Consider the following 23,727-nt stretch of genomic DNA (forward strand, 5'->3'; position numbering starts at 1 on the left):
TTTCGGTGTCTCGCGATCCGTATGAAATTTTACGTTGGCATCGCGCGATGTCCGGCGAGACAAGGGTTCGAAGACGATGGCGAATACTCCCTCCGCAAAAAAGGCAATCCGCAAGATCGCGGCGCGCACCGAGGTCAACAAGGACCGTCGCTCGCGCATGCGCACCTTCATCCGCAAGGTCGAGGAAGCGATCGCCGCAGGCGACAAGGCCGCAGCCGCCGCCGCGCTGAAGGAAGCACAGCCGGAGATCATGCGTTCGGCGCAGAAGGGCGTCGTGCACAAGAACACCGCCTCGCGCAAGGTCTCGCGTCTCGCCGCCCGCGTTAAGGCGCTCGCCTGAAACGACGATGTGGTCTGCTCTCGCGAGCAGTTGAAGATCCAAAGCCCGCGTCGCTCGCGGGCTTTGTTTTTTAGCAGCGATGAGACAGGCGCACGCGAATGATTGAAGCGCTTTCTCTTCGCCGGATGCTAAGTGTGATCGTTTCATCTCCGCATCGAAAAACATGCGTCGCCGCGTCGCGTTTCTCGCGTGCGCGAAACGTCACACGCAACATCTACGCATCGAATTGGATTCATTCACATCTTCATGTGTGCGGCGCGGGGATGTGCGAAAGCGGAACGAATTTCACCGCTGCGCAGCGATGTTTTTGCGCGTCTTGTAAGAACTTTTTTTGTCAGCGCCGACTCTTCTCGCTTGCCTCTCATGGGCCTCGAAGGTATGTTTATTAACCGCGAAGGGGCCGACGAATACTGATGTTTTTCAATAAATACTACGCCGAATACAGTATTTGATTGCGTCGTTTCGCCCGGCCAAAAGTATCCAGACAGTGACGCGTGACGCGACGGAGGAATTCCTCTAGGAATTGCCGCCGCAAGAAAGCTGTGCCTTCGCGCGGGGGTTTGGCGTCGACGGAAGTGATGGAGTGCAGGATCTGATGTCGGGTAACGCGAGCGATGATGTCGAGCCCCGGATCGTTGGAGAGCATCCCGCGAACTATGCTGGCGATGTGACCGTCGATGAGGCGTGGCGCGTCCTTGGCGAAAATCCGCGGGCCGTTCTGATCGATGTGCGTACGCGCGCGGAGTGGTCTTATGTCGGATTGCCGGATCTGGCGCCGGTTGGCAAGGAGCCTTTGCTCGCCGAATGGCAGACGTTTCCGGCCATGGCGGTGAATGGAAATTTTGCGGACGAGGTTGCGTCCGCGCTCGGCGAGGCGCGCAAGGATGCGCCGGTGCTGTTTCTGTGCCGCTCGGGCGCGCGTTCGCGCGCAGCGGCGATTGCACTCACGGCGCAGGGCTTCACGCGTTGCTACAACATCGCGGGAGGTTTCGAGGGCGATCTCGATGAGGCGCGCCATCGCGGACACCGCAATGGCTGGAAGGCGTCGGGCCTGCCCTGGGTTCAGGGGTGAGGCCGAACTGAATTTGAAATGACCGGCGGGGCGCGGCGCCCATGCCGGTGGGTGTAAGGGTGAGAGCCGGTCGGGGGTAGAGCCGGTTCTGAAAAATTCCGGTGTGCTGGGGAGCCGGGATCAGACGAGGGGTAGAGGTCGTGAACGAAAACAAGCTGGTTTCGGCTGCAAAATCGGCTTTCCGTCCGGTCGGCGACGATCTCGCCGATGGCGCCGGTCTTTCGGAAGGCCGGGCCGGGCGGACATTCCGTGGCGTTGCACGCGAAGCGGCGCCGGAGACGGAATCCGACCGTGGCGCGCGCGAAGCGACGCCAGAGACGGAATCCGAGTCGAAAATTGGATCGGGAACGACGCCGGTGGTGGAGACGAGTCTCAGCGAACAGTGGCGCCGCGTGCGCGCCCGTCTTCATGCGGAACTCGGCGAAGCGACGTTCAATAGCTGGTTCAAGCAGATCGAGCTGATCGGCGTCGGCGACGGCCGCGTCATGCTCGCTGTGCCGACGCGCTTCATCCGCAACTGGCTGCTCTCTCATTATGCCGAGCGTCTGTCGACGCTCTGGGGCGAGGAAGACGCCGCGCTCTCGCGCATCGAGGTGCTGGTGCGCACACGCGGCGAGCCCGCGTCCCCGCGCGACGGGGTCGCGCAAACCGGACATCGGCACGACGTTCCGGCGCGCGCCGCCGACGCGGCCTCTGCCGATCGCAATGTCGCGCCGCGCATCGCGAAACCCTCGGCGCCCATCCTGCCGATGAATTCCGTTCCGATGCAGGTTCCCTCGGGCTTCGAGGATGCGGGCGTCGGTGCGCCGCTCGACCCGCGCTTCACTTTCGACGCTTTCGTCGTCGGCAAGTCGAACGAGCTCGCGCATGCGGCCGCGCGCCGCGTCGCCGAGGCGACCGACGTCACCTTCAATCCGCTCTTTCTCTATGGCGGCGTCGGCCTCGGCAAGACGCATCTGATGCACGCCATCGCCTGGGAAATCCGCCGCCGTCAGCCGGAGCGCAAGGTGCTCTATCTCTCGGCCGAGAAGTTCATGTACCAGTTCGTGCGGGCCTTGCGCTTCAAGGACACGATGGCCTTCAAGCAGCAGTTCCGCACCGTCGACGTGCTGATGATCGACGATGTGCAGTTCATCTCCGGCAAGGATTCGACGCAGGAAGAATTCTTCCACACCTTCAACGCGCTGATCGATCACAATCGCCAGGTCATCATCTCGGCCGACCGCTCGCCCTCCGATCTCGAAGGCATCGAGGAGCGCATCCGCTCGCGCCTCGGCTGGGGTCTCGCCGCCGACATCCACCCGACCGATTACGAACTCCGCCTCGGCATTCTTCAGGCCAAGGCCGAGGAGATGGCGAGCCGCAACGGCCCGGTGACGATCCCTGATGGCGTGCTCGAATTCCTCGCCCACCGCATCGTCTCGAACGTGCGCGAGCTCGAAGGTGCCCTGAAGCGCGTCGTCGCCTATGCCTCGCTGGTCGGTCGCCCGATCACGCTCGATATGAGTCAGGATGTGCTGCGCGATCTCCTGCGCTGCAACGACCGCAAGATCACCATCGAGGAAATCCAGCGCCGCGTGGCGGAATATTACAACGTCCGCCTCGCCGACATGCTCTCGGCGCGCCGGGCCCGGGCGGTTGCCCGTCCGCGTCAGGTGGCGATGTATCTATCGAAGCAGCTCACCACCCGCTCGCTGCCCGAGATTGGCCGCAAATTCGGCGGTCGCGACCACACCACGGTGATTCACGCCGTCCGCAAGATCGACGAATTGCGTCAGGCCGATTCCGGCATGGACGAGGATGTCGACCTGCTCCGGCGCATGCTGGAGGGCGGCAACGGCGCAAGCTGAGAACCGTCCGTTCCGAGCGCCGCTAAACCCCCGCGGAATCACGTGAATTTCGGCCCGAAAGCGATCGTCCGGCGATGCCGAAAAACGTGCATCGCCCGAACGATCTGCTATACTTTGCCACATGATTTTCTGCGGAATTCCGGCGCTCGCCGGAGCGCGTCCGGAGAGGGGCTTCAGGGCCTCTCCCGGCGTGTTTTTCCGACTCCCATGTTCGCGGGTTCCGAACAGGCCCGGACGCTCCAGAGCCTCTTTCCGGCCAAGGTGCGCCCCCCTCGAGGACTCGCTGACATCGGCGCCGGAGCCCGCAAGCCGAACGTCCGATAAGCGTCAAGGGCTTGAACCGCCCAAACGGGGGACCGAAGAGAGACCATGAAGATCACGATCGAACGGGGCGCCCTGCTGAAGTCCCTCAATCACGTGCAGTCGGTCGTGGAACGTCGCAACACGATCCCGATCCTCTCCAACGTGCTCATCAGGGCCGATAACGGGCAGCTGAGCCTGACCGCCACCGACCTCGACATCGAGGTGGTGGAGGCGATCGACGCCGACGTCGCGCAGAAGGGTGGCACCACGGCGCCGGCCCATACGCTCTACGACATCGTCCGGAAGCTGCCGGACGGCGCTCAGGTCGAGCTTTCGACCGGCGCCGACGAGGGCCGCCTCCAGTTGACCGCCGGCCGCTCGCGCTTCGCGTTGCAGTCGCTGCCGCAGGAGGACTTCCCGGCCATGGCCGCGGGTCAGCTCCCGCATCATTTCGACCTTCCGGCGGAGGCGCTGCGGCGCCTGATCGACAAGACGCGTTTTGCGATCTCGACCGAGGAGACGCGCTACTACCTGAACGGCATCTATCTCCATGCGGTCGAGAATGGCAAGGTGAAGGCGCTGCGCGCGGTCGCGACCGACGGTCATCGCCTCGCCCAGGTCGATCACGAGCTTCCCGCCGGCGCCGTCGGCATGCCGGGCGTCATCATCCCGCGCAAGACCGTGCTTGAGCTCCAGAAGCTTCTGGAAGGCAATGCGGGCACGATTTCGGTCGGCGTCTCGGAAACCAAGATCCGCTTCGAGTTCGGCGGCGTCATCCTGACCTCGAAACTGATCGACGGCACCTTCCCCGATTACGGGCGCGTCATCCCGGCCGACAACGACAAGATCATGCAGGTCGACGGCAAGCGCTTCGCCGAGGCCGTCGATCGCGTCTCGACCATCTCGACCGAGAAGTCGCGCGCGGTGAAGCTCAATCTCGACGAGGGCAAGCTGACCCTCTCGGTGACGAACCCGGATTCGGGCAGCGCGACCGAGGAGCTTTCGGTCTCCTATTCGAGCACGCCGCTCGAAATCGGCTTCAACGCCCGCTATCTGCTCGACATCACCGGGCAGCTCGACGGCGCCGAAGCGACCTTTGCGCTGGCGGATTCCGGTTCGCCGACGCTCGTGCGCGACAGCGACGACGAAAAGGCGATCTACGTGCTGATGCCCATGCGGGTGTAGCGCCCGCATCTCAGGCACGCCGACGCGTGTGTAAGGAACGGAAACGAATTGTTGGCCCGAACGGGTGAGAGGCTCGCGATCAGTGGCGACACCGGCGCTCCAAGCTCCTTTGGAACGAAGGCGTCGCCATGTGCAAGCCGGCTGAGCCGCCTCGTCGTCACCGACTTCCGCTCCTATGTGCGCAGCGAAATCGCGCTGGACGGCCGGCCCGTCGTGCTGACGGGCGAGAACGGCGCGGGCAAGACGAACCTCCTCGAGGCCGTCTCGCTTCTCTCGCCCGGCCGGGGCTTGCGCGGCGCGGCCTATACGGAGATCGCGCGCGACAAGGGCGCGGGCGGCTGGGCCGTGGCGGCCACTATCGAAACGGCGGACGGCCCGGTCCGCATCGGCACCGGCATCGAGCCCGGCGCGGAAGCCGCGCGGTCCCGTGCCGTGCGCATTGACGGCGCATCGGCCTCCGGGGTCGGCGCGCTGGCGGCGCTGGTGCGGATCGTCTGGCTGACGCCCGCCATGGACAGGCTTTTTCTCGAAGGCGCGGGCGAACGCCGCCGCTTTCTCGACCGCCTGGTGATGGGCTTCGATCCCTCGCATGGTACGCGCGCCAATGCCTATGAGCGCGCGCTTCGCGAGCGCAACAGGCTCCTGGCCGACGAGGTGATGGACGACGCCTGGTTGGGCGGCCTCGAGGCGCAGATGGCCGAACATGGCGTCGCCGTTGCCGCCGCCCGCGTCGAGACGCTGGCAAGGCTCCGCGGCGCGATCGACGCGGCGAGCGAAACGCATTTCCCCCGCGCCGATCTCGCGCTCGAGGGCACGCTCGAAGAGGCGTTGGCGGCGAAGCCCGCTGTCGATGTCGAGGACGATTTTATCCGCCGCCTCGCCGCCGCCCGCGCGCGCGATGCCGGCGCCGGCCGCACGCTCGAAGGTCCGCATCGCTCGGACCTTCTGGTGCGCCACCGCGCGAAGGATCGCGAGGCGCGTCTCTGCTCGACGGGCGAACAGAAGGCGCTGCTCATCGGCATCGTACTCGCCAATGCGCGCCTCCTTGCGGCGCAAGGGCGGCCGCCCTTGCTGCTGCTCGACGAAATCGCGGCTCATCTCGACGAGGAGCGCCGTCGCGCCCTTTTCGAAGAGATCGTGGCGCTGGGCCTGCAGGCCTTCATGACCGGAACGGACCCCATGCTGTTCGAGGCGCTGGGACGAAACGCCCAGTCCTTCGATGTGAAACGCGGCGCCGTCACGCCCGCGAACTGATCGAGACCGATTTGAATTTCTGAGAGCCGGCATGTGCCGGAGAAAAGATCCGAGGAAAAATCTATGTCCCCCAATAACAGCCCGGAAGAATACGGCGCGGAATCGATCAAGGTCCTGAAGGGCCTCGACGCGGTGCGCAAGCGCCCCGGCATGTATATCGGCGACACCGATGATGGCTCGGGCCTTCATCACATGGTTTACGAGGTCGTCGACAATTCGATCGACGAGGCGCTGGCCGGCTATTGCGACACGGTCTTCGTGCGTCTCAATGCCGACGGCTCCGTCACCGTCTCCGACAACGGCCGCGGCATCCCGACCGAAATCCACAAGGGCGAAGGCGTCTCGGCGGCCGAGGTCATCATGACCCAGCTCCATGCCGGCGGTAAGTTCGACCAGAATTCCTACAAGGTCTCGGGCGGTCTCCACGGCGTCGGTATCTCGGTCGTCAACGCGCTGTCCGACTGGCTCGAAATGCGCATCTGCCGTCAGGGCAAGGAACACCGCATGCGCTTCGAGAACGGCGTGCCGGTGGCGCCGCTCGCCGTCACGGGCGACGCGGGTGTCGATGAAAACGGCAAGCCGCGCACGGGCACGGAGATCACCTTTCACCCGTCGGCCGAAACTTTCACGCAAACGGAATTCGATTACGGCACGCTGGAACACCGCCTGCGCGAACTCGCCTTCCTCAATTCCGGCGTCAAGATCGCGCTGTCTGACCTGCGCGGCGTCGAGCCGAAGACGCTGCATCTGATGTATGAGGGCGGCCTCTCCGAATTCGTCCGCTTCCTCGACCGCATCAAGACCTCGCTGATCCCCGCGCCGATCTATCTGAAGGCCGAGCGCGACGGCATCACGGTCGAACTCGCCATGTGGTGGAACGACAGCTACCACGAGAATATGCTCTGCTTCACGAACAACATCCCGCAGCGCGACGGCGGCACGCATCTCGCCGGCTTCCGCGCCGCGCTGACCCGCGTCATCAACAATTATGCGAACGAAAGCGGCATCGCCAAGCGCGAGAAGGTCTCGCTGACCGGCGACGACGCGCGCGAAGGCCTGACCTGCGTCTTGTCGGTGAAGGTGCCCGATCCGAAATTCTCCTCCCAGACGAAGGACAAGCTCGTCTCGTCGGAAGTCCGTCCCGTCGTCGAAAGCCTCGTCAACGAAGCGCTGACGACCTGGCTCGAAGAGCATCCCGGCGACGCGAAAACCGTCGTCAACAAGGTGGTGGAAGCTGCCGCCGCGCGCGAAGCCGCCCGCAAGGCGCGCGAGCTGACGCGGCGCAAGGGCGCGCTCGATATTTCGAGCCTGCCCGGCAAGCTCGCCGATTGTCAGGAACGCGATCCCGCGAAGTCCGAACTCTTCATCGTCGAGGGCGACAGCGCCGGCGGCTCCGCCAAGCAGGCCCGCGCCCGCGCCAACCAGGCGGTGCTGCCTCTGCGCGGCAAGATCCTCAACGTCGAACGCGCGCGCTTCGACAAGATGCTCAGCTCCGCCGAAATCGGTACGCTTATCACCGCGCTCGGCACCGGCATCGGCCGCGACGATTTCAACATCGCGAAGCTCCGCTATCACAAGATCATCATCATGACGGACGCCGACGTCGACGGCGCCCATATCCGCACGCTGTTGTTGACCTTCTTCTATCGGCAGATGCCGGAGGTGATCGAGCACGGCCATCTCTATATCGCCCAGCCGCCGCTCTACAAGGTGCGGCGTGGCTCGTCCGAAACCTATCTGAAGAACGAACGCGCGCTTGAAGATTACCTCGTCGCGACCGGTCTCGAGGACATGGTGCTGACGCTGCATGACGGCTCGCAGCGCTCGGGCGAGGATCTGCGCGAGATCGTCGAGAAGGCGCGCTCGATCCGCAATGTGCTGAAGGGTCTGCCCGCGAAGTATCCGCATTTCATCGTCGAACAGGCCGCGATCGCCGGCGCGCTCAATCCCAAAGCGCTGGCCGAGCCCGAACAGGCGAAGGAGGCCGCCGCCTATATCGGCCGCCGCCTCGATCTCCTGTCCGACGAGACCGAGCGTGGCTGGATCGGCGAAGTGACGATGGATGGCGGCCTCGCCTTCCACCGCGACGTCCGGGGCGTGCGCGAGGAGGTCATGATCGACGCGCCACTGATCGATAGCGCCGACGCTCGCCGCCTCGACGCGCAGGCAGAACACATGCAGGAAATCTACATCAAGGCGGCGACGCTTCGCCGCAAGGACGAACTGCATGAAATCCGCTCGCCTTCGCAGCTGCTCGACGCGGTCTTCGCGGCGGGCTCCAAGGGCATCGCGATGCAGCGCTACAAGGGTCTCGGCGAGATGAACCCCGAGCAGCTCTGGGAAACGACGCTCGACAAGGAAGCGCGTTCATTGCTGCAGGTGAAGATCCGCGAACTCGACGAGGCCGACGATCTCTTCGTCAAGCTGATGGGCGACGTGGTCGAGCCGCGCCGCGACTTCATCCGCGAAAACGCGCTGAACGTCGCAAACCTCGACATCTGAGGGTCAGAGCGGCATCGACGAAAGCCCCTTGAGGGCGAGGTCGCAGATCAGCGCGACCAGGCGCTCGGCATGGTCGCCATCGGTCGGCACGGGCATCAGCCCGAGCCGCATCCGCTCCGCAAGCCCGCGGAAGATCAGGCATTGCCCGACGAGCCAGAGCGCCGTTGCGCCGAGATCGGCCGGCGAGGTGTCCGGTGCGAGGAACGGCCGGACTGCGTCCTTCGCCCGGTCGAGATGCGGCTTGATCTCCGTTTCCTCGATTTGGTCGAGCGCGCCGGTCGGCGACAGCATCTCCCAGGCGACGAGCCGCATATGCTGCGCGCCATTGCCGTCCTCCACGGATTTCGGTACGAGGCTGCGGATGAAGGCCCTGAGCCTGTCCTCGCGCGTCGTGGCCTCCTCGCCGGGTTCTTCCGTCTCGATCGTCTTGCGGAACGAATGGCTCAGAACTTCCCGATAGAGATCGTCCTTGCTGCGGAAATAATAATTGATGGAGGCGAGGTTCGTATGGGCCCGCGCGGCGATGTCGCGCACGGTGGCGTTGTGATAGCCCCGTTCGGCAAAAAGCCCCCGCGCCGCCTCGAGCAACCGCTCTCTCGTATTCTGCGCCACCGATGATCCTCGAACGTCCGTTTGAAACACCCCTGTGCGCGATTTGCATCGCGACAGCTGAGTAAACGGCACACGGCCGTGACTCCGTCGTTCCGGATGAACGGCGCTTTCAAACGACAGATGAGGTCAACACGATGCAAATCTCGGGAGTATCAAGCAGTTCCTACCTGCAACAGCTCCAGCAGATGCTGTTCGCCAAGGCGGACACGAATACCGACGGCTCTCTCTCGATCGACGAATTCACCTCGACCGGCTCGGCAAGCTCTTCCGGCTCGGCAAATTCTGCCGATACGACCAGGGCGGCGAAGCTCTTCAAGTCGATCGACACGAGCGGCGACGGTAAGGTGACGAGCGACGAGTTCAGCGCCTATTTCAGCAAGCTCTCCGCCGACACGACATCGTCCCTGTTGCAGTTTCAGCAGCAGGGCTCTACCGACCGTGCCGCCGGCTTGCTCTCGAAGGCGGACACGGACGGAAACGGGTCGCTGTCGCTGGACGAGTTCGCCGCCGCCGGACCGGACGGTTCTTCCGAATCGGGCGCCTCCGACAGGGCGCAGGAACTCTTCAGCCAGATCGACACGGATGGCGACGGTCAGCTGACGCAGGACGAGCTGAGCGCCTTCGACGAGGCGCATGGTCCGGGCAAGGCCGGCCAGATGCCGCCGCCTCCGCCGTCCATGTCGGCATCCGGCGACGATTCCGACGAAGACACGACGCTTGCCGATCTCCTGTCGAGCTCCACGACGAAGGACAGCACGCAGGCGACTTCGCTCGCCGATGTGTTGGCGGCGGCGTCGAACGACGACGACACGTCCTCCACGACCACGACAGGGACGTCGACATCCGCCGACTTCTCCAAGCAGCTTGAAGCCTATCTCAAGCAGATGATGTCGAACTACGCCGATCAGGCAAAGTCGAGCCTGTCCTCGACGAGCGTCACGGCCTGAACGGGCCACATGAAAACGAAATGGGAAGGACAGGACGTCCTTCCCGCTTCGGTAGACCGCATCTCCCGCCAGGGTGAGGAAGCAGGAGGGGAGTTTCCGCCCTGTTTCGGCCCGGATTGACGTCTAAGCCTCGCCGGAACAGCCGGTTTGGCGCGCGGCCGTGGGGCTGTTAACTTGGGCGCCTGATTCACCTGCGCTGGTTCGCAGGACCCGGCCGCCGGGGAACCGATCCGCAAGGCTTATATGTCGTCGCGAAAAGGCAGACGTGGCCCGCAGGGTGGCCGGGAAGATGATGGCGGCGACTGGGTGACGCGCCGCCTGCATGGGCTCGGCCCCGTCCGCATCGGCGTCGATGCCAATCTCGGGGCCAATGCCGGCGCGCACGCGCCGCGCTTGTCCTCCAAGGCCGCCCCGTCGAAACCGACCAAGCCGAAATCCGGCAAACCTAAGGCGGTGAAGAAGAAGCCGGCCAAGGGCATCGTCCTGCGTGCCGACGCGCGCATGCGGTCCGCCCCCGCCGCGGCTTCCTATGACGAGCGTCGGCGGCAGCGCCCGGCGCGTGAGCGCGGGGCCTCGTCCGGCAGTCTCATCGGCAGTCTTTTCTACTGGACGCTCGTTGCCGGTCTCTGGTTCGCGATCGGCATCGGCGGCCTTCTCTTCTACTACGCGATGTCGCTCCCCGACACGTCGGGCCTTTACGACGTTGCGCATACGCCATCGCTCTCGATCCTCGCGGCGGATGGCGAGGCGCTGAGCCATCGCGGCGATCTTCTGGGCGGCCGCGTCGCGATGACGGATCTGCCGAGCTATGTGCCGGAGGCGGTCATCGCCACCGAGGACCAGCGGTTCTATTGGCATTTCGGCGTCGATCCGATCGGCCTTGCTCGCGCGCTCTACCAGAATTTTCTGGCCGGCGGCGTCGTGCAGGGCGGCTCCACCATCACCCAGCAATTGGCCAAGAACGTCTTCCTGAAGCCGGACCGGACGATCCATCGCAAGATCCAGGAAATGCTGCTCGCGATCTGGCTCGAAGCCCGTTACTCCAAGGAGCAAATTCTCACCCTCTATCTCAACCGTGTCTATTTCGGCGGCGGCGCCTATGGCGTGGAAGGCGCCTCGGAGCGCTACTTCAAGAAGAGCGCGCGCGAACTGACATTGCCCGAAGCGGCCATGCTCGCCGGATTGCTGAAAGCCCCGTCGCATTATTCGCCGACCAACGATCTCGCCCTCGCCCGCAGCCGCGCCGCCATCGTCCTCGATAACATGGTGCGCGCGGGTTACATCACGCCAACCCAGGCGGCGGATGCAAATGCGCATCCGGCATCGCTCGAAGGCTATTCCGCCTCCGGCTCGATCAACTATTTCGTCGACTGGGTGGCCGACGTGTTGCCGGGCTTCGCCGGCGAGCCCAACACCGATCTCGTCGTCCGCACCACCATCGACCCGAACATGCAGCGCGTCGCCGAGGAGATCGTCGCCAAGGCGATGGCCGAGGAGGGCGCGAAGGTCGGCGCGTCGCAGGTCGCACTCGTCGCGATGACGCCGGACGGCTCCGTGCGCGCGATGGTCGGTGGGCGCTCCTATGCCCAGAGCCAGTTCAACCGCGCGGTGCAGGCGCTTCGGCAGCCGGGATCGGCCTTCAAGCCCTTCATCTATCTGACGGCGATGGAGCGCGGCCTCACGCCGGAGACCATGCGCGTCGATCGGCCCGTGAGCTATGGCGGCTGGTCGCCGTCGAACTATCTCAACCGTTACGACGGACCGATGACCTTGCGCCGTGCTCTTTCGGATTCGGTCAATACGGTGGCGGTGCAGCTGACGCAGGAGCTTGGCGTCCGCAACGTCATTCGCACCGCGCATCGTCTCGGCATTCAGGAGACGCTGCCGCCCAACCTGTCGCTGGCGCTCGGCACCTGCGACGTCAATCTGCTGGAGCTGACCGCCGCTTATGCCGCCTTCGCCAATGGCGGCTACGGGGTCATCCCGCATGGCATCGACGAGGTTCACACCCGCGACGGCGACCAGCTCTATCAGCGGTCCGGTTCGGGTCTCGGTTCGGTGATGACCCCTCAGGCACTCGGCGAGATGAATTACATGCTGAAGGCTGTGGTAACGGAAGGCACCGGCCGGCGCGCCGCCCTGCCCGACCGCCCCGCCGCCGGCAAGACCGGCACCACGCAGGATTACCGTGATGCCTGGTTCGTCGGCTTCACCAGCGATCTCGTCGTCGGCGTCTGGGTCGGTAACGACAACCGCACGCCGATGAAGAAGGTTACCGGCGGCACCCTGCCCGCCACCATCTGGCACGATTTCATGGTTCGTACACAAACGAACATGCCGGTCGCCGACCTGCCGGGCGCCTGGCCTCCGCCGTCGGCCGTCGCCGCTATGCCCGCCGGTTCCGGGCTCGTGGCTGCGCCGGACGATGCCGAACCGGATCGCAAGCGCGACTGGGAGGAGCCGGGTTTCTTCGAGCGGCTCTTCGGTACCGGGCGCAGCAATCCCCCCTCCGCCCTCGCGCCGGGCCATCCAGGCGACTGATTTTCCGGCTGTTCCGTCGTGGCGGGTCCGGTGTAGGGTCCCGCCACCGAAATTGTAAATTGCAGGAAAATCATGATCGAAGCTGTCATCTGGGACTTCGGCGGCGTCCTGACGTCGAGCCCCTTCGAGGCCTTCAACCGCTATGAGGCCGAGCGCGGCCTGCCGAAGGATTTCATCCGCGGCATCAATGCGACGAACCCGGACACCAATGCCTGGGCGCTTTTCGAGCGCAGCGAATGCACGCTGGCGGAGTTCGACGCACTTTTCGCGAAGGAGTCGGAAGCGAAAGGCGCGCTGGTGCGCGGCCGCGACGTGGTCGAGCTTCTCTCGGGCGACATCCGCCCCGAAATGGTCGAGGCGCTGCGCCGCTGCAAGGCGCGCATGCGCGTTGGATGCATCACCAACAACGTCTCGGCTGGCGCCGGTGCCGGCATGGCGCGCTCGGAAGCGAAAGCCGCGCTTGTCGGCGAGATCATGGCGCTGTTCGATCACGTGATCGAAAGTTCGAAGGTGGGGATCCGCAAGCCTGACCCGCGCATCTACACCATGGCCTGCGAGGCGCTCGGCGTGTCGCCGGCGGGCTCGGTCTATCTCGACGATCTCGGCATCAATCTGAAGCCGGCCGCCGCCCTCGGCATGAAGACGATCAAGGTGCTGAACGCCGGACAGGCGCTGGACGAACTCGAGGCCGCGGTCGGCTTCCCCGTCCGTTGAGGGATTGTCGGGGACGGCCCGTCATTGCGGGAGTGGCGTGACGGGCCGCCTCACGCGTAGCCGAATGCCTCGTAGTCGGCGGCGTAAAGTGCCTGGATCTTGGCCGTCTGGGCGCGCGTGAACCGCAGATCGTCGCGCGCCCCGTTGCTGCTGCGGTTATAGGAACAACTCCCGCCCGACCGCTTCAGGAGATCGGGCAGTCCCGCCCGTGAAAAGACTTCGGCGATGTCGGCCCCGAAGTTTTCCAGCTTGCCGATGAAATCGTAATCGATTTGGCCGCTGCCCATGGAAATCCATTGACCGCGCCAGTGCTGGTCGCAATGCCGCTCCGTCTCGGCGAAATTGAGCGCGACATAATCGAGGAAGACATCGAAGTTGTAACGGATGTCGCCATCGACGGCGAAACCCATGGCGACCATGTTGTCCCAGTGCGCGTGGCGTTGTTCGTTCTCGCAATCGACGAAGAAATTGAAGAAAGCGGATCGAAGCCGGTCGGCTGGGTGCCGGGTGAAGGTGAACTTCACGGTCTTGGGATTCTCGATTGCGTCGAGATGTGTCCGCCAGTGCCGGATGCCGGTGGCAAGCTCGGGATGGGTATGGATGTTCCCGTCATAGGCGTCGCCGAAAGCATGGACGTGCAGGAGTTGGGCAATCGTCGTGCAGCCGGCCTTCGAATTCTTCAGATAGAAGAAACGCTTGTCCGGCGTCGTGACGCCATGGTGAAAGGCAAGCGCGAGATCGGAATCGAGATCGAGGAGATCGCGTTTTTGACGGTATTTTCCGACAAAAGGCGCCAGCAGTCTCACCCGGTGCTTCTGCTTCAATAAATCTGTATACGGAATATTTATTGAATCCCGATTCGTCATGTCCCCGCAAGCCCGTCGACTGTCCTCGCCGGCCTTTCCGGCCGGCATCATCTCCTCTCCTAACGCCCTGCGGCGGCCATTCCGTCGCCGCCCGCAATGGCCTCTCGGCTATTATTCAGCCGGATATGAATGCGCGGCTTGAGCCGCCCCGTCTCCCGGGCCTAAGCTTCGGAAAACAGAATGATTTTGGGAGGAGAGATCATGCTGAGGCCGAAAGCCGAGAAACTCGATCTGGAAGGAGGACCCGATCTCAAGGATCCGGACCTCTATATGCGCGGCGCTCATCACGAGATTTTCCGCGCGCTCCGGGCGAACGAACCCGTTTACTGGAACCCCGAAGCCGACGGCCCGGGTTTCTGGGCGGTGACGCGCTACGACGACATCGAGACCATCTCGAAAAATCCGAAGCTTTTTTCCTCGGCCAAGAAAATGGGTGGCCATCGTATCTTCAACGAGCACGAGATCGAGGAGAACCGGACCGACGCGACCATGATTTCGATGGACCCGCCGGAACACGCCGCCTATCGCCGCATGATTACGCCGGGCTTCGTGCCGCGGCGCATCTCCAACATGGAGGACCGCATCCGTGCCCGTGTGACGCGGCTTCTCGACAATCTGCCGAAAACGGGCGAGGCGGAATTCGTCTCCGCCGTTTCGGCCGCGTTGCCGATCGAGGTGCTGGCCGAGCTTTTCGGCGTGCCGGAGAGCGATGGGCCGAAGCTATTCGAATGGTCGAACGCGACCGTCGGCGAGGACGATCCCGAGCTGCGCGTTTCCGACGAATACATGCGCCAATGCGTGGTGGAGATGGCGGGCTATGCCGCCGGTCTCTGGCAGCAGCGCGCGGCAACGCCGGGCGACGATCTTATCTCGATGCTCGTCCACGCGAAGATCGACGGCGAGCCGCTGAGTTTCCCGGCCTATATCGGCACCTTCATCCTGCTCGTCGTCGCCGGCAACGAGACGACGCGCAATTCGATTTCGGGCGGCCTGCTCGCGCTGTCCGAACATCCGCAGGAACGCCGCAAGCTCCTCGACGACCCCTCGCTCATTCCGTCCGCCGTGCAGGAGATCGTGCGCTGGGTGAGCCCCGTGCTTCACATGCGCCGTACGGCCACCGAGGACACTGAATTGCGTGGCCGCACCATCCGGAAAGGCGACAAGGTCGTGATGTGGTATGCCTCCGCCAATCGCGACGAGGAAAAATGGGCCGACCCGTCTCGCTTCGACGTGGCGCGCTACAAAAATCCCGACACCCCGGTCCAGCTTGGCTTCGGCGCCGGCCAGCATTTTTGCCTCGGCTCGCGGCTGGCCGAATTGCAGCTCCGGATTCTCTTCGAGGAGCTGTTGCGGCGCTTCCCGGACATCGAGGTCGCAGGACCGGTCCGTCGTCTGCGTTCGAACTTCATCTCCGGCATCAAGGAGATGCCAGTCCGCTACCAAGTCTGAAGTCCGCCACGGCATGTGATGCGCACAAAAAGGCCGCGCCTCCCGGAAGCGCGGCCTTTGTCTGAAGATGTCGAAGCTCAGTGCTTCGTCGCCGCTTCGCGCGCGCTTTCGCTGGCCGCCTTGTCGAGGCCGATTTCCTTGGCGAGGCGCTCGATCATGACGCTTTCGAGCCGGTGAAGCTGACCGTCCGCCAGCGCCACCTGCCACATCATGCGCAACACGTCCTTGCGCTCGTCCGGCGTAAAGGCGTCGCGCACGGTCCGGGTGAAGATCGACTCGCCGAAGGCCACCTTCTGCCGCTGCTCGGCGAGGTCGACGAGCGTCTTGGCGTCCTCGTCGGTGAGTTGGAAATTCTCGCCCACAATCCGTGTGATCGCGGCCCGCTCGTCATCGGCGAAGTCGTTGTCTCGGCGCGCCGCCTCGACCATCAGCGCCGCCGCCGCGAGCCGCTTCACCTCGGGGCTCACCGGCACGGCACTTTTGGCGGCACCTTTTTTCAGCGCATCGATAATCCTGTCCAGCATCTTTCTCGCTCCAGATCGTGGAGCCGCCGCAAGGCGGTCTCCCCCCTTTATCTTCCAATTCGGGCAGTCTAGCGCAGCCCGGACGGTCTGTCGCCGCCCGGAACTGCGGTTTAATGCGCCATCACGCTCTTGCGGTGCCGCACCGGCGTGCGGCGCGGAAACAGCATGTCGAGAATGACGGCGAGCGCCGGCAGGACCGTGATCGCCATGATCATGTTCACCAGGAACATGAAGGTCAGCAGCAGTCCCATGTCGGCCTGGAACTTCAGCGCCGAGAAGGCCCAGGTCGAGACGCCGACGGCCAGTGTGATGGCGGTGAAGAAGGTCGCCATCCCGGTTTCCAGCAACGCGAGCTGGAAGCACTCGGTGATGTTGCGGCCTTCCGCCAGATGGAACTGGATGCGGTTGTAGATATAGAAGGCATAATCGACGCCGATCCCGACCGCGAGCACCATCACCGGCAGCGTCGCTACGGTGAGGCCGATCTGCAGCACCTCCATGAACCAGTAGCCGAAAAAGGTCGCGAAGGTCAGCGGCAGGCAGCAGGCGATGACGGCGCGCCAATCGCGGTAGGTGAGGGTGACGAGGGCGATGATGACGACATAGACCCACATCATCATCGGCAGCTCGGACCGCGAGATTTCCTCGTTCACCGCCGCTTGCACGCCCATATTGCCGGACGCGAGCCGGATGTTGACGCCTTTCATCTTGTTCGTCTCGCGGAATTCCTTCACCGCCGCGACGACGGTTGCGATGGTCGTCGCCTTGGCGTCGGTGAGATAGATGAGCTGCGGCAGCAACGTGCATTCCTGGTTCATCAGCGCGGCCCGCTCCGGCACCGAGGCGACCGCCTGGGCGAGTGCGTCCTTGTTGCGCGGAATGTCCTGCCATTTGAGATTGCCTTCGTTCCACCCCGCCGCCGAGGCCTTGACCGCGAAAGGAAGGGAAATGACGAGGCTGACGCCAGGCACGTTCTCCATGTACCAGGAGAAACGGTCGAGAAAGTTGAGTGTGGGGTAATCGACGCAGGCGTCGGGCGGCGTTTCGACGACGACGGTGAGCTGGTTGAGGCCGAGTGAGAATTTCGACGCGATGTCGCGCGAATCGATGTTGTAGCGCGCATCCTCCCGAAGCTCCGGTGTGCCGGCATGAAGCGCGCCGACATGACGGTGGCGGCTTTCCCAGGCGGCATAACCGAAGAGCGTGAACGAGACGGCAAGCACGACGACCGCTATGCGCGGTTCGGCCACCTTGCCGAGCCAGCGCATGATCTTGAGGCGGAACTCGCGCGACCGGGCAACGCGGGCCGCGAAACCCTCGTCGAATTTCATGTAGCTGACCACAAGCGGCAGCATGACGAGATTTGTGACGATCTTGAGCGCGACGCCGATCGACGCCGTGATCGCAAGTTCGCGGATCATGGCGATGGGAATGAGATAGAGTGTGCCGAAACCGACCAGCGCCGTGGTGAGCGCCATGGTGCCCGGCACGAGAAGGCCGGAAAAGCTCGCCCGCGCGGCCTCCTCGCTCGTCGCGCCGTTGCTGAGCTCCGCCGTGATGAGGTTGATCTGCTGCACCCCGTGACTGACGCCGATGGCGAAGACGAGGAAGGGAACGAGGATCGCCAGCGGATCGAGCCCGTAGCCGAGCAGGTTCAGCAGCGCGAATTGCCAGACGACCGAGGTCAGCGACGAAAACAGCGTGGCGAAAGTGAGCAGCACCGAGCGCGAATAGAGATAGACCGAAAGCGCCGTCAGCAGGAAGGCGGCGAAGAAGAAGACGAGAACGCCGTTGGCGCCGTCGGCGATGTCGCCGACCGATTTCGCGAAGCCGATGATGCGGACCGTATACTGATCGTTCTCGTATTTCTGCCGGATCTGTTTTTCGAGCTTGTCGGCGAGGTCGAAATAATCGAGCTTCTGACCGGTCGATGGGTCGTAGTCCTGCAACTCGGCCGAAACCATCGCCTCCGTGAAGTCGTTGGAGACGAGCCGCCCGACGAAGCCGCCGCGGATGACGTTGCTCTCGATCTTGGCGAGCGCCTTGGGCGTCATCGTGTCGGCGGTGACTTTCGCCGAGATCACGTCCTCGGCGCTGATACCGTCCTCGGTGATTTCGCGGTAGCGCGTATTGGGCGTCCAGAGCGAGGTGACCGTCGGCCGCGAGACGCCGGGCAGGAAGAAGACGTCGTCGGTGAGGTTTTTGTAGACCTTGAAGAAGTCCTTGTTCCAGATCGTCCCCGTTTTGGGCTCCAGCACCACGATGATGCGGTTCGAGCCGAAAAGCTGGTCGCGATATTGCTGGAAGGTCTGGATATATTCGTGGCCGATCGGCAATTGCTTGTCGAAGCCGGCCGTCATGTGAAGCTGGAAGGCGAAATAAAGTCCCGCCGCGGTGACGACCGCGAGCGTGGCGAGAATGGCGACACGCAGCCTGAAGACCAGATTCTCGAGAAACTTGATCATGGAACACACCTGTCTGTGTCCCGCCTTCTGAAAAGCGGGCGCGTTACGAAGCCAAATTCGTTCCGTGCCAGTTCCGGCAGGCCTTCACGAGGCCCTTGGCCGGAACCGGCGCGTTGTCCGGTTCGTCTCGGAGGATGCCGACAGGCATTGCCGGCGGCCGCACGCGGCCCGGCTCGTCTCGATGTAATCCGTCAGGACTACCCTCCCTTGGCGCCATCCTCTTTCGCCGCTGGCGGCCCCCACCGCTTCGCAACCGGGATGGTCATTCCCTCTCCATCACCGATAACACGAAGCTCCCATATTGAACAATTTACAATTGTGAAAATAAGCCATTCACGCCCTCTGGTAAGAAAGTCTTCATGAACTTGACGCATGCGTCATTTTTACTTGACGCCGCGCCGGGACCGCTTATCCTCCGCGACCAAGGGTCGCCTGTGGCGGAAGGCCGCCGACCTGCAACAGACCCCCGGCTCCCATGCCGGCCAGATGGAGGAAATTCATGAGCGAAGTGCGCCAGATCACCAAGGACAATGCCTACGACGCCGTCGCTCCCGACGATTTCCCGGCGATGATGGACGTGGATCGCTACGGCGCCCGTTCGACCGCCTTCGACAAGATCATTTCCGCGACCCATGACCATTTCTGGGATCCGCTCGACAAGAAGTACATCGACTTCACGGAAGCCTTCGACATCGAGAACGAGATGATCCTGCCCGAGGATTTCGTCCTCGAACTGAAGCTGCCGAGCTTCGAGAAGCTGACCCAGAAGCAGCGCGTGCGCTTCGCCAATGAGAGCGCCCGCTGGATTCTCTCCGCGATCCTTCACGGCGAGCAGGGTGCGCTCAATCTCTCGGCCTCGCTCTGCCACATTCTCCGCGATCCGGGCGCGCAGGAATATGCCGCGAACCAGACCCGCGAAGAAGCGCGTCACGTCACGGCCTTCGCGAAATACGTCCAGGCGCGTTGGGGCAAGCCCCTCCCCGTCGGCCAGACGCTCGGCGACCTCCTGACCGACATCGTCGGCGCGCCGGAAGTCTACAAGAAGATCGTCGGCATGCAGATGCTGGTCGAAGGCTTGGCCATGGGCGCCTTCGCGACGCTCTATTCCTCCGCCCGCGATCCGCTTCTGGTGAAGCTGACGCAGCTCGTCATGACGGACGAAGCCTTCCATCACAAGTTCGGCAAGATCTGGGCCGACCGCACGATCCCGAAGCTCAGCGAGGAAGAGCAGAACATCATCGAGGATTGGGCGGCATCCTGCTTCCAGACGCTTCTCTTCAACCTCGTGAACCCCGAGCAGAAGAAGATCCTCTACGGCGAGTTCGGCATCGACTGGCAGCAGGTCCAGAACGAGATGATCGAGGCGATCTCCGATGAGCATCGCCGCGAGGACATGAAAGAGTCGACCAACATCTTCCGTGTGCTCATCAAGACGCTGCTGAAGGCCGGCATCATCACCGAGCGCACCAAGGCCTTCTATGCCGTCTATGTCGACATGGACGAGCTGAAGGGCGAGGGCGACCGCATGGTCGGCGACGACATCGCCGAAGACGGCATCCGCTTCCTCCAGAAGATCAACTTCGGCGCCAACACCGACGCCCTGAAGAACGTCACGATCTCGGCCGCCGAGTAAGCTCGGGCGTTCCTCGTTACCTAGAATGCCAAAGGGCGGCTCCAAGGAGCCGCCCTTTATTCATTGTGGCTTTGCAACTGTCGTCCCGGGATTCATTCCCGGGACCCACGGGCGGCGCCGCATATGCCGAGAACGCTGGGTCCCGGCAACGAGTGCCGGGACGACACCGCCTGTCGAAGTATGCCTCTCTCAGTGTCTCCGCGTCGGCAGCTGCACCATCATCTCTTCATAGCCCTTGACGAAGCTCGAATGGACGCGGCGCGGTTCGGCCAGAACCTCGATCGGCTGATCCGGCCAGCGCTTCAGGATTTCCTCCCAGATGATGCGGAGCTGCATCTCGGCGAGCCGGTTGCCGACGCAGCGATGGATGCCGAAACCGAAGGAAATGTGCTGGCGCGCCCGCGCGCGGTCGATCACCAGCTCGTTCGGATTTTCGATCACCGTCTCGTCGCGATTGCCCGAGACGTACCACATCGCGACCTTGTCGCCCTTGCGGATCTTCTGGCCGGCGACTTCCACGTCCTGGAGCACGGTGCGGCGCATATAGGCGAGCGGCGTCTGCCAGCGGATGATCTCCGACACCATGTTCGGCACGATGCCCGGGCCTTCGCTGCGCAGCTTCTTGTACTGGTCGGGGAAGAGGTTGAGCGCATAGAGCCCGCCCGTGATCGAGTTGCGCGTCGTGTCGTTGCCGCCGACGATCAGCAGGATCAGGTTCCCGAGATATTCCATCTTGTCCATGTTCCGGGTCGACTCGCCATGCGCCAGCATGGAGATCAGATCGCCGCCCGGCTCGCGCGCATTGACGCGCTCGTTCCAGAGCCCGATGAAATAATCGGCGCATTCGAGCAGTTCGGCGCGGCGCTGCTCTTCCGACTCGATGACGCCGGACTCGACCGTCGCGGTCGCGACGTCGGACCAGCGCGTCAGCTTCCGGCGCTCCTCGAAGGGAAAGTCGAAAAGCGTCGCGAGCATCTGCGTGGTGAGTTCGATCGAGACGCGGTCGACCCAGTTGAAGGGCTCGTTCTCGGGCAGCGCGTCGAGAATCTTGCCGGCGCGCTCGCGGATCAGGCCTTCGAGCTTGGCAAGGTTCGCCGGCGCGACGATCGGGCTCACGGTCTTGCGCTGGTCGTCATGCTTGGGCGGGTCCATCGCGATGAACATCGGCAGCTTGAAGTCGTCGTCCTGGTCGCGGAGCGTGATGCCGCCTTCCGACGAAAAGACCTGATGATTGGTGTCGACCGAGACGATGTCGTTGTACCGCGTCACCGACCAGTAGGGGCCGGCATCTTCGTTGGTCTCGCAGAAATGGACGGGCGCTTCTTTGCGCAGCCGGTCGAAATAGGGCCACATCGTATTGGTGCGGAAGAGTTCGGGATTGGCGACGTCGATCTCCTTCAGCGGCACCGCATAGGCTTCTTCCGCCGCCGTCGAGACCTGTGAACTGTGGGCTTTCGCCAGATTGCTCATGTGTTTCCTCCAATGTCGTCTTGTTCTTTGGGATGAGCCTAGACCCGACGTAAAGCCCTGTCACAAGAAAAGTGACGGTAGCGTCACGTTCGCGACGGGGACCGCGTAAAGTTGACGCATCCGTCATTTTCCGTATAGCCAGACGGCAGAATGTCCCTATTTACTTTGTGACTTACCGGCGCGGGCCCGCTGCTGAAGGGGTTGAGCGCTTCACAAAGGGAGACATGGGCATGACCGAAGCCCGGCAGATCACGAAGGACAACGCCTACGAAGCCGTATCGCCCGACGATTTCGAGGCGATGATGAATGTCGAGCGCTACAACCGCCGCTCCGGCGCGTTCGACAAGATCATCTCGGCGACCCACGATCATTTCTGGGACCCGCTCGATCCCCGCTATATAGACTTCTCCGAGCCCTTCGATCAGGAAAACGAGATGATGATCTCGCCCGATCTGGTGCCGGAACTGACGCTGCCCTGTTTCGCGGCGCTCCCCGAAAAAGAGAAGACCCGCTTCGTCAACGAGACCGCCCGCTGGATGATGTCGGCGATCCTGCATGGCGAGCAGGGCGCGCTCAATCTCTCCGCCTCGCTCTGCCACATCCTCCTCGATCCGGGCGCACAGGAATATGCGGCGAACCAGGCCCGCGAAGAGGCCCGCCATGTGACGGCTTTCGCGGCTTACGTGAAATCGCGCTGGGGCAAGCCGCTCGCCGTCGGCGAGACGCTCGGCAATCTCCTTGCCGAGATGGTCAACGCGAAAGAGGTCTACAAGAAGATCGTCGGCATGCAGCTCCTCGTCGAAGGTCTGGCGATGGGCACCTTCGCGACCTTCTTCAACACGGCCCGCGATCCGCTGCTGGTGAAGCTCTGCCAGCTTGCGATGACGGACGAAGCCTTCCACCACAAGTTCGGCAAGATCTGGGCCGACCGCACGATCCCCAAGCTCACCCAGGAAGAGCGCGACATCATCGAGGACTGGGCGGCCAACGTCTTCCAGACGCTGCTCTTCAACCTCGTCAATCCCGAGCAGAAGAAGGTCATCTACGCCGATTTCGGTCTCGACTGGAAACTCGTCCAGGCCGAGATGCTCGAAGCGGTGACGGATGAAGACCGCCGCGAGGGCATGAAGGATGCGGCCAACGTCTTCCGCGTCCTCGTCAAGACGCTTCTCAAGGCCGGCATCATCACCGACCGCACGAAGTCCTTCTATGCGATCTATGTCGACATGGACGAACTGAAGAACGAGGACGACCGCATGGTCGGCGACGACATCGCCGAACAGGGCATCGCCTTCCTGAAGACGGTCAATTTCGGTTCCAAGAAGACGGCGCAGACAGTCGCCGCGGAATAAGAAAAACAGGCGTCGAACTGAAAGGGCGGCTCGCAAGGGCCGCCCTTTTTCTATGCCTTTGGCCTCCGCCGGGCTGCTAGACTCGCGCCCATGTTCGAACAAACGACAGGCGACGCCTTCCAGGCGAAGATCGCCGAGAAGATTGAAACGCTTCCCGCGCCACCCTGGCGCCTTCTCAACGAAGGCCTGTGGGGCAGCGTCTACGATCTCGGCGACGGGACCGTTCTGAAGCTGACGCGGCGGCATGGCGGCCTCGGCTCCGGCGAGAGCAAGGTGATCCGCGAGGCGGCGGCGCTCCGGCTTCTCGACGGCTTGGCGGGGCCGCGCCTGCGCATTCCGAAACTTGTCGGCCACGGCCTCTGGGACGATCCGTGGGGCTTCGGCAGCGCCTATGCCGGTCCGCCCCTCGCGGGCTGGCTCAGGACCGAATTCATGCCGGGCCGCCATGTCGAGGAGGCCGGCTTTTTCGGCAAGGCGTCCGGCGAACGCGACCGCATCGGCGAGGAACTCGGTGCCGCGATCGCGGATTTTCACCGCCTCGCATCGGCCCTGGTGCCCGAGGTGGCGAAGCTTGGCGACAGCCTGATGCGCAGCCTCGAGGAAGCGTTGACGCGCATCGGTTCGGCGGAGAGCCGCCGCAAGCTCGCG

Annotated in this window: 18 protein-coding genes; 13 read left to right on the top strand and 5 right to left on the bottom strand. The window is 63.5% G+C overall.

Translation table 11 applies throughout. The features are described from left to right. Nucleotides 1–76: 76 nt before the first annotated feature. From rpsT to gyrB, 6 genes are all read left to right on the top strand, one after another. Nucleotides 77–340, top strand: coding sequence for a 30S ribosomal protein S20 (gene rpsT, locus VMR03_RS10325; RefSeq protein ID WP_325404878.1), 264 nt, complete (start codon nucleotides 77–79; stop codon nucleotides 338–340). 595 nt (nucleotides 341–935) lie between these two features. Beyond that, nucleotides 936–1,412, top strand: a complete 477-nt coding sequence (locus VMR03_RS10330) for a rhodanese-like domain-containing protein (RefSeq protein WP_325404910.1) — start codon at nucleotides 936–938, stop codon at nucleotides 1,410–1,412. Nucleotides 1,413–1,771: 359 nt separating this feature from the next. Further along, nucleotides 1,772–3,262 carry a chromosomal replication initiator protein DnaA gene (gene dnaA, locus VMR03_RS10335; RefSeq protein ID WP_325404911.1) on the top strand — a complete coding sequence of 497 codons (1,491 nt, stop codon included), beginning with the start codon at nucleotides 1,772–1,774 and terminating at the stop codon, nucleotides 3,260–3,262. Between the two features lie 369 nt (nucleotides 3,263–3,631). Further along, nucleotides 3,632–4,750: a DNA polymerase III subunit beta gene (dnaN, locus tag VMR03_RS10340; RefSeq protein WP_325404880.1), complete on the top strand. Its 1,119-nt coding sequence runs from the start codon at nucleotides 3,632–3,634 to the stop codon at nucleotides 4,748–4,750. A gap of 141 nt (nucleotides 4,751–4,891) precedes the next feature. Then, on the top strand, nucleotides 4,892–6,004 hold the full coding sequence (gene recF, locus VMR03_RS10345; protein WP_414693173.1) for a DNA replication/repair protein RecF: 1,113 nt from the start codon (nucleotides 4,892–4,894) through the stop codon (nucleotides 6,002–6,004). Nucleotides 6,005–6,067: 63 nt separating this feature from the next. Next, nucleotides 6,068–8,506, top strand: coding sequence for a DNA topoisomerase (ATP-hydrolyzing) subunit B (gyrB, locus tag VMR03_RS10350; RefSeq protein WP_325404884.1), 2,439 nt, complete (start codon nucleotides 6,068–6,070; stop codon nucleotides 8,504–8,506). A 3-nt stretch (nucleotides 8,507–8,509) separates the two neighbouring features. On the opposite strand, the gene VMR03_RS10355 is transcribed toward gyrB, so the two are convergent. Continuing rightward, nucleotides 8,510–9,118 carry a TetR/AcrR family transcriptional regulator gene (locus tag VMR03_RS10355; protein ID WP_325404886.1) on the bottom strand — a complete coding sequence of 203 codons (609 nt, stop codon included), beginning with the start codon at nucleotides 9,116–9,118 and terminating at the stop codon, nucleotides 8,510–8,512. Nucleotides 9,119–9,252: 134 nt separating this feature from the next. Between VMR03_RS10355 and VMR03_RS10360 the strand changes: the two genes are divergently transcribed. From VMR03_RS10360 to VMR03_RS10370, 3 genes are all read left to right on the top strand, one after another. Next, a complete protein-coding gene (locus VMR03_RS10360; RefSeq protein WP_325404888.1) occupies nucleotides 9,253–10,065 on the top strand; it encodes an EF-hand domain-containing protein in 813 nt (270 codons plus the stop codon). A 243-nt stretch (nucleotides 10,066–10,308) separates the two neighbouring features. After that, nucleotides 10,309–12,606, top strand: coding sequence for a penicillin-binding protein 1A (locus tag VMR03_RS10365; protein ID WP_325404890.1), 2,298 nt, complete (start codon nucleotides 10,309–10,311; stop codon nucleotides 12,604–12,606). Between the two features lie 72 nt (nucleotides 12,607–12,678). After that, nucleotides 12,679–13,320 carry an HAD-IA family hydrolase gene (locus VMR03_RS10370; protein ID WP_325404892.1) on the top strand — a complete coding sequence of 214 codons (642 nt, stop codon included), beginning with the start codon at nucleotides 12,679–12,681 and terminating at the stop codon, nucleotides 13,318–13,320. Between the two features lie 50 nt (nucleotides 13,321–13,370). Here the strand turns inward: VMR03_RS10370 and VMR03_RS10375 are convergent, their stop codons facing one another. Continuing rightward, on the bottom strand, nucleotides 13,371–14,126 hold the full coding sequence (locus tag VMR03_RS10375) for a sulfotransferase family 2 domain-containing protein (protein ID WP_325404894.1): 756 nt from the start codon (nucleotides 14,124–14,126) through the stop codon (nucleotides 13,371–13,373). A 261-nt stretch (nucleotides 14,127–14,387) separates the two neighbouring features. Here VMR03_RS10375 and VMR03_RS10380 point away from each other — a divergent pair, with 261 nt between their 5' ends. Continuing rightward, nucleotides 14,388–15,635, top strand: coding sequence for a cytochrome P450 (locus tag VMR03_RS10380; protein WP_325404896.1), 1,248 nt, complete (start codon nucleotides 14,388–14,390; stop codon nucleotides 15,633–15,635). 77 nt (nucleotides 15,636–15,712) lie between these two features. Here the strand turns inward: VMR03_RS10380 and VMR03_RS10385 are convergent, their stop codons facing one another. Together VMR03_RS10385 and VMR03_RS10390 are read right to left on the bottom strand one after the other, a co-directional pair. Next, nucleotides 15,713–16,159, bottom strand: coding sequence for a TerB family tellurite resistance protein (locus VMR03_RS10385; RefSeq protein WP_325404898.1), 447 nt, complete (start codon nucleotides 16,157–16,159; stop codon nucleotides 15,713–15,715). 110 nt (nucleotides 16,160–16,269) lie between these two features. After that, nucleotides 16,270–18,624 carry an efflux RND transporter permease subunit gene (locus tag VMR03_RS10390; protein WP_325404900.1) on the bottom strand — a complete coding sequence of 785 codons (2,355 nt, stop codon included), beginning with the start codon at nucleotides 18,622–18,624 and terminating at the stop codon, nucleotides 16,270–16,272. A gap of 499 nt (nucleotides 18,625–19,123) precedes the next feature. Between VMR03_RS10390 and VMR03_RS10395 the strand changes: the two genes are divergently transcribed. Further along, nucleotides 19,124–20,257, top strand: coding sequence for a ferritin-like domain-containing protein (locus VMR03_RS10395; RefSeq protein WP_325404902.1), 1,134 nt, complete (start codon nucleotides 19,124–19,126; stop codon nucleotides 20,255–20,257). 189 nt (nucleotides 20,258–20,446) lie between these two features. On the opposite strand, the gene VMR03_RS10400 is transcribed toward VMR03_RS10395, so the two are convergent. Next, nucleotides 20,447–21,727 (bottom strand): cytochrome P450, encoded by a 1,281-nt coding sequence (locus VMR03_RS10400; protein ID WP_325404904.1) that lies wholly within the window; start codon nucleotides 21,725–21,727, stop codon nucleotides 20,447–20,449. Nucleotides 21,728–21,957: 230 nt separating this feature from the next. Here VMR03_RS10400 and VMR03_RS10405 point away from each other — a divergent pair, with 230 nt between their 5' ends. Both VMR03_RS10405 and VMR03_RS10410 read left to right on the top strand, forming a co-directional pair. After that, on the top strand, nucleotides 21,958–23,079 hold the full coding sequence (locus VMR03_RS10405) for a ferritin-like domain-containing protein (RefSeq protein ID WP_325404906.1): 1,122 nt from the start codon (nucleotides 21,958–21,960) through the stop codon (nucleotides 23,077–23,079). 90 nt (nucleotides 23,080–23,169) lie between these two features. After that, nucleotides 23,170–23,727: hypothetical protein (locus tag VMR03_RS10410; protein WP_325404908.1), on the top strand; the 558-nt coding region annotated here is incomplete at its 3' end.

Origin of the sequence: Parvibaculum sp. (assembly GCF_035511255.1) — a bacterium.
In the GTDB taxonomy this organism is placed as follows: Bacteria; Pseudomonadota; Alphaproteobacteria; order Parvibaculales; family Parvibaculaceae; genus Parvibaculum.

Excerpts from the sequence above, each read along its gene's own strand:
- rpsT (WP_325404878.1), top strand. The coding sequence starts at position 77 with ATGGCGAATACTCCCTCCGCAAAAAAGGCAATCCGCAAGATCGCGGCG.
- VMR03_RS10330 (WP_325404910.1), top strand. The coding sequence starts at position 936 with ATGTCGGGTAACGCGAGCGATGATGTCGAGCCCCGGATCGTTGGAGAG.
- dnaN (WP_325404880.1), top strand. The coding sequence starts at position 3,632 with ATGAAGATCACGATCGAACGGGGCGCCCTGCTGAAGTCCCTCAATCAC.
- gyrB (WP_325404884.1), top strand. The coding sequence starts at position 6,068 with ATGTCCCCCAATAACAGCCCGGAAGAATACGGCGCGGAATCGATCAAG.
- VMR03_RS10360 (WP_325404888.1), top strand. The coding sequence starts at position 9,253 with ATGCAAATCTCGGGAGTATCAAGCAGTTCCTACCTGCAACAGCTCCAG.
- VMR03_RS10365 (WP_325404890.1), top strand. The coding sequence starts at position 10,309 with ATGTCGTCGCGAAAAGGCAGACGTGGCCCGCAGGGTGGCCGGGAAGAT.
- VMR03_RS10370 (WP_325404892.1), top strand. The coding sequence starts at position 12,679 with ATGATCGAAGCTGTCATCTGGGACTTCGGCGGCGTCCTGACGTCGAGC.
- VMR03_RS10380 (WP_325404896.1), top strand. The coding sequence starts at position 14,388 with ATGCTGAGGCCGAAAGCCGAGAAACTCGATCTGGAAGGAGGACCCGAT.
- VMR03_RS10385 (WP_325404898.1), bottom strand. The coding sequence starts at position 16,159 with ATGCTGGACAGGATTATCGATGCGCTGAAAAAAGGTGCCGCCAAAAGT.
- VMR03_RS10390 (WP_325404900.1), bottom strand. The coding sequence starts at position 18,624 with ATGATCAAGTTTCTCGAGAATCTGGTCTTCAGGCTGCGTGTCGCCATT.
- VMR03_RS10395 (WP_325404902.1), top strand. The coding sequence starts at position 19,124 with ATGAGCGAAGTGCGCCAGATCACCAAGGACAATGCCTACGACGCCGTC.
- VMR03_RS10400 (WP_325404904.1), bottom strand. The coding sequence starts at position 21,727 with ATGAGCAATCTGGCGAAAGCCCACAGTTCACAGGTCTCGACGGCGGCG.
- VMR03_RS10405 (WP_325404906.1), top strand. The coding sequence starts at position 21,958 with ATGACCGAAGCCCGGCAGATCACGAAGGACAACGCCTACGAAGCCGTA.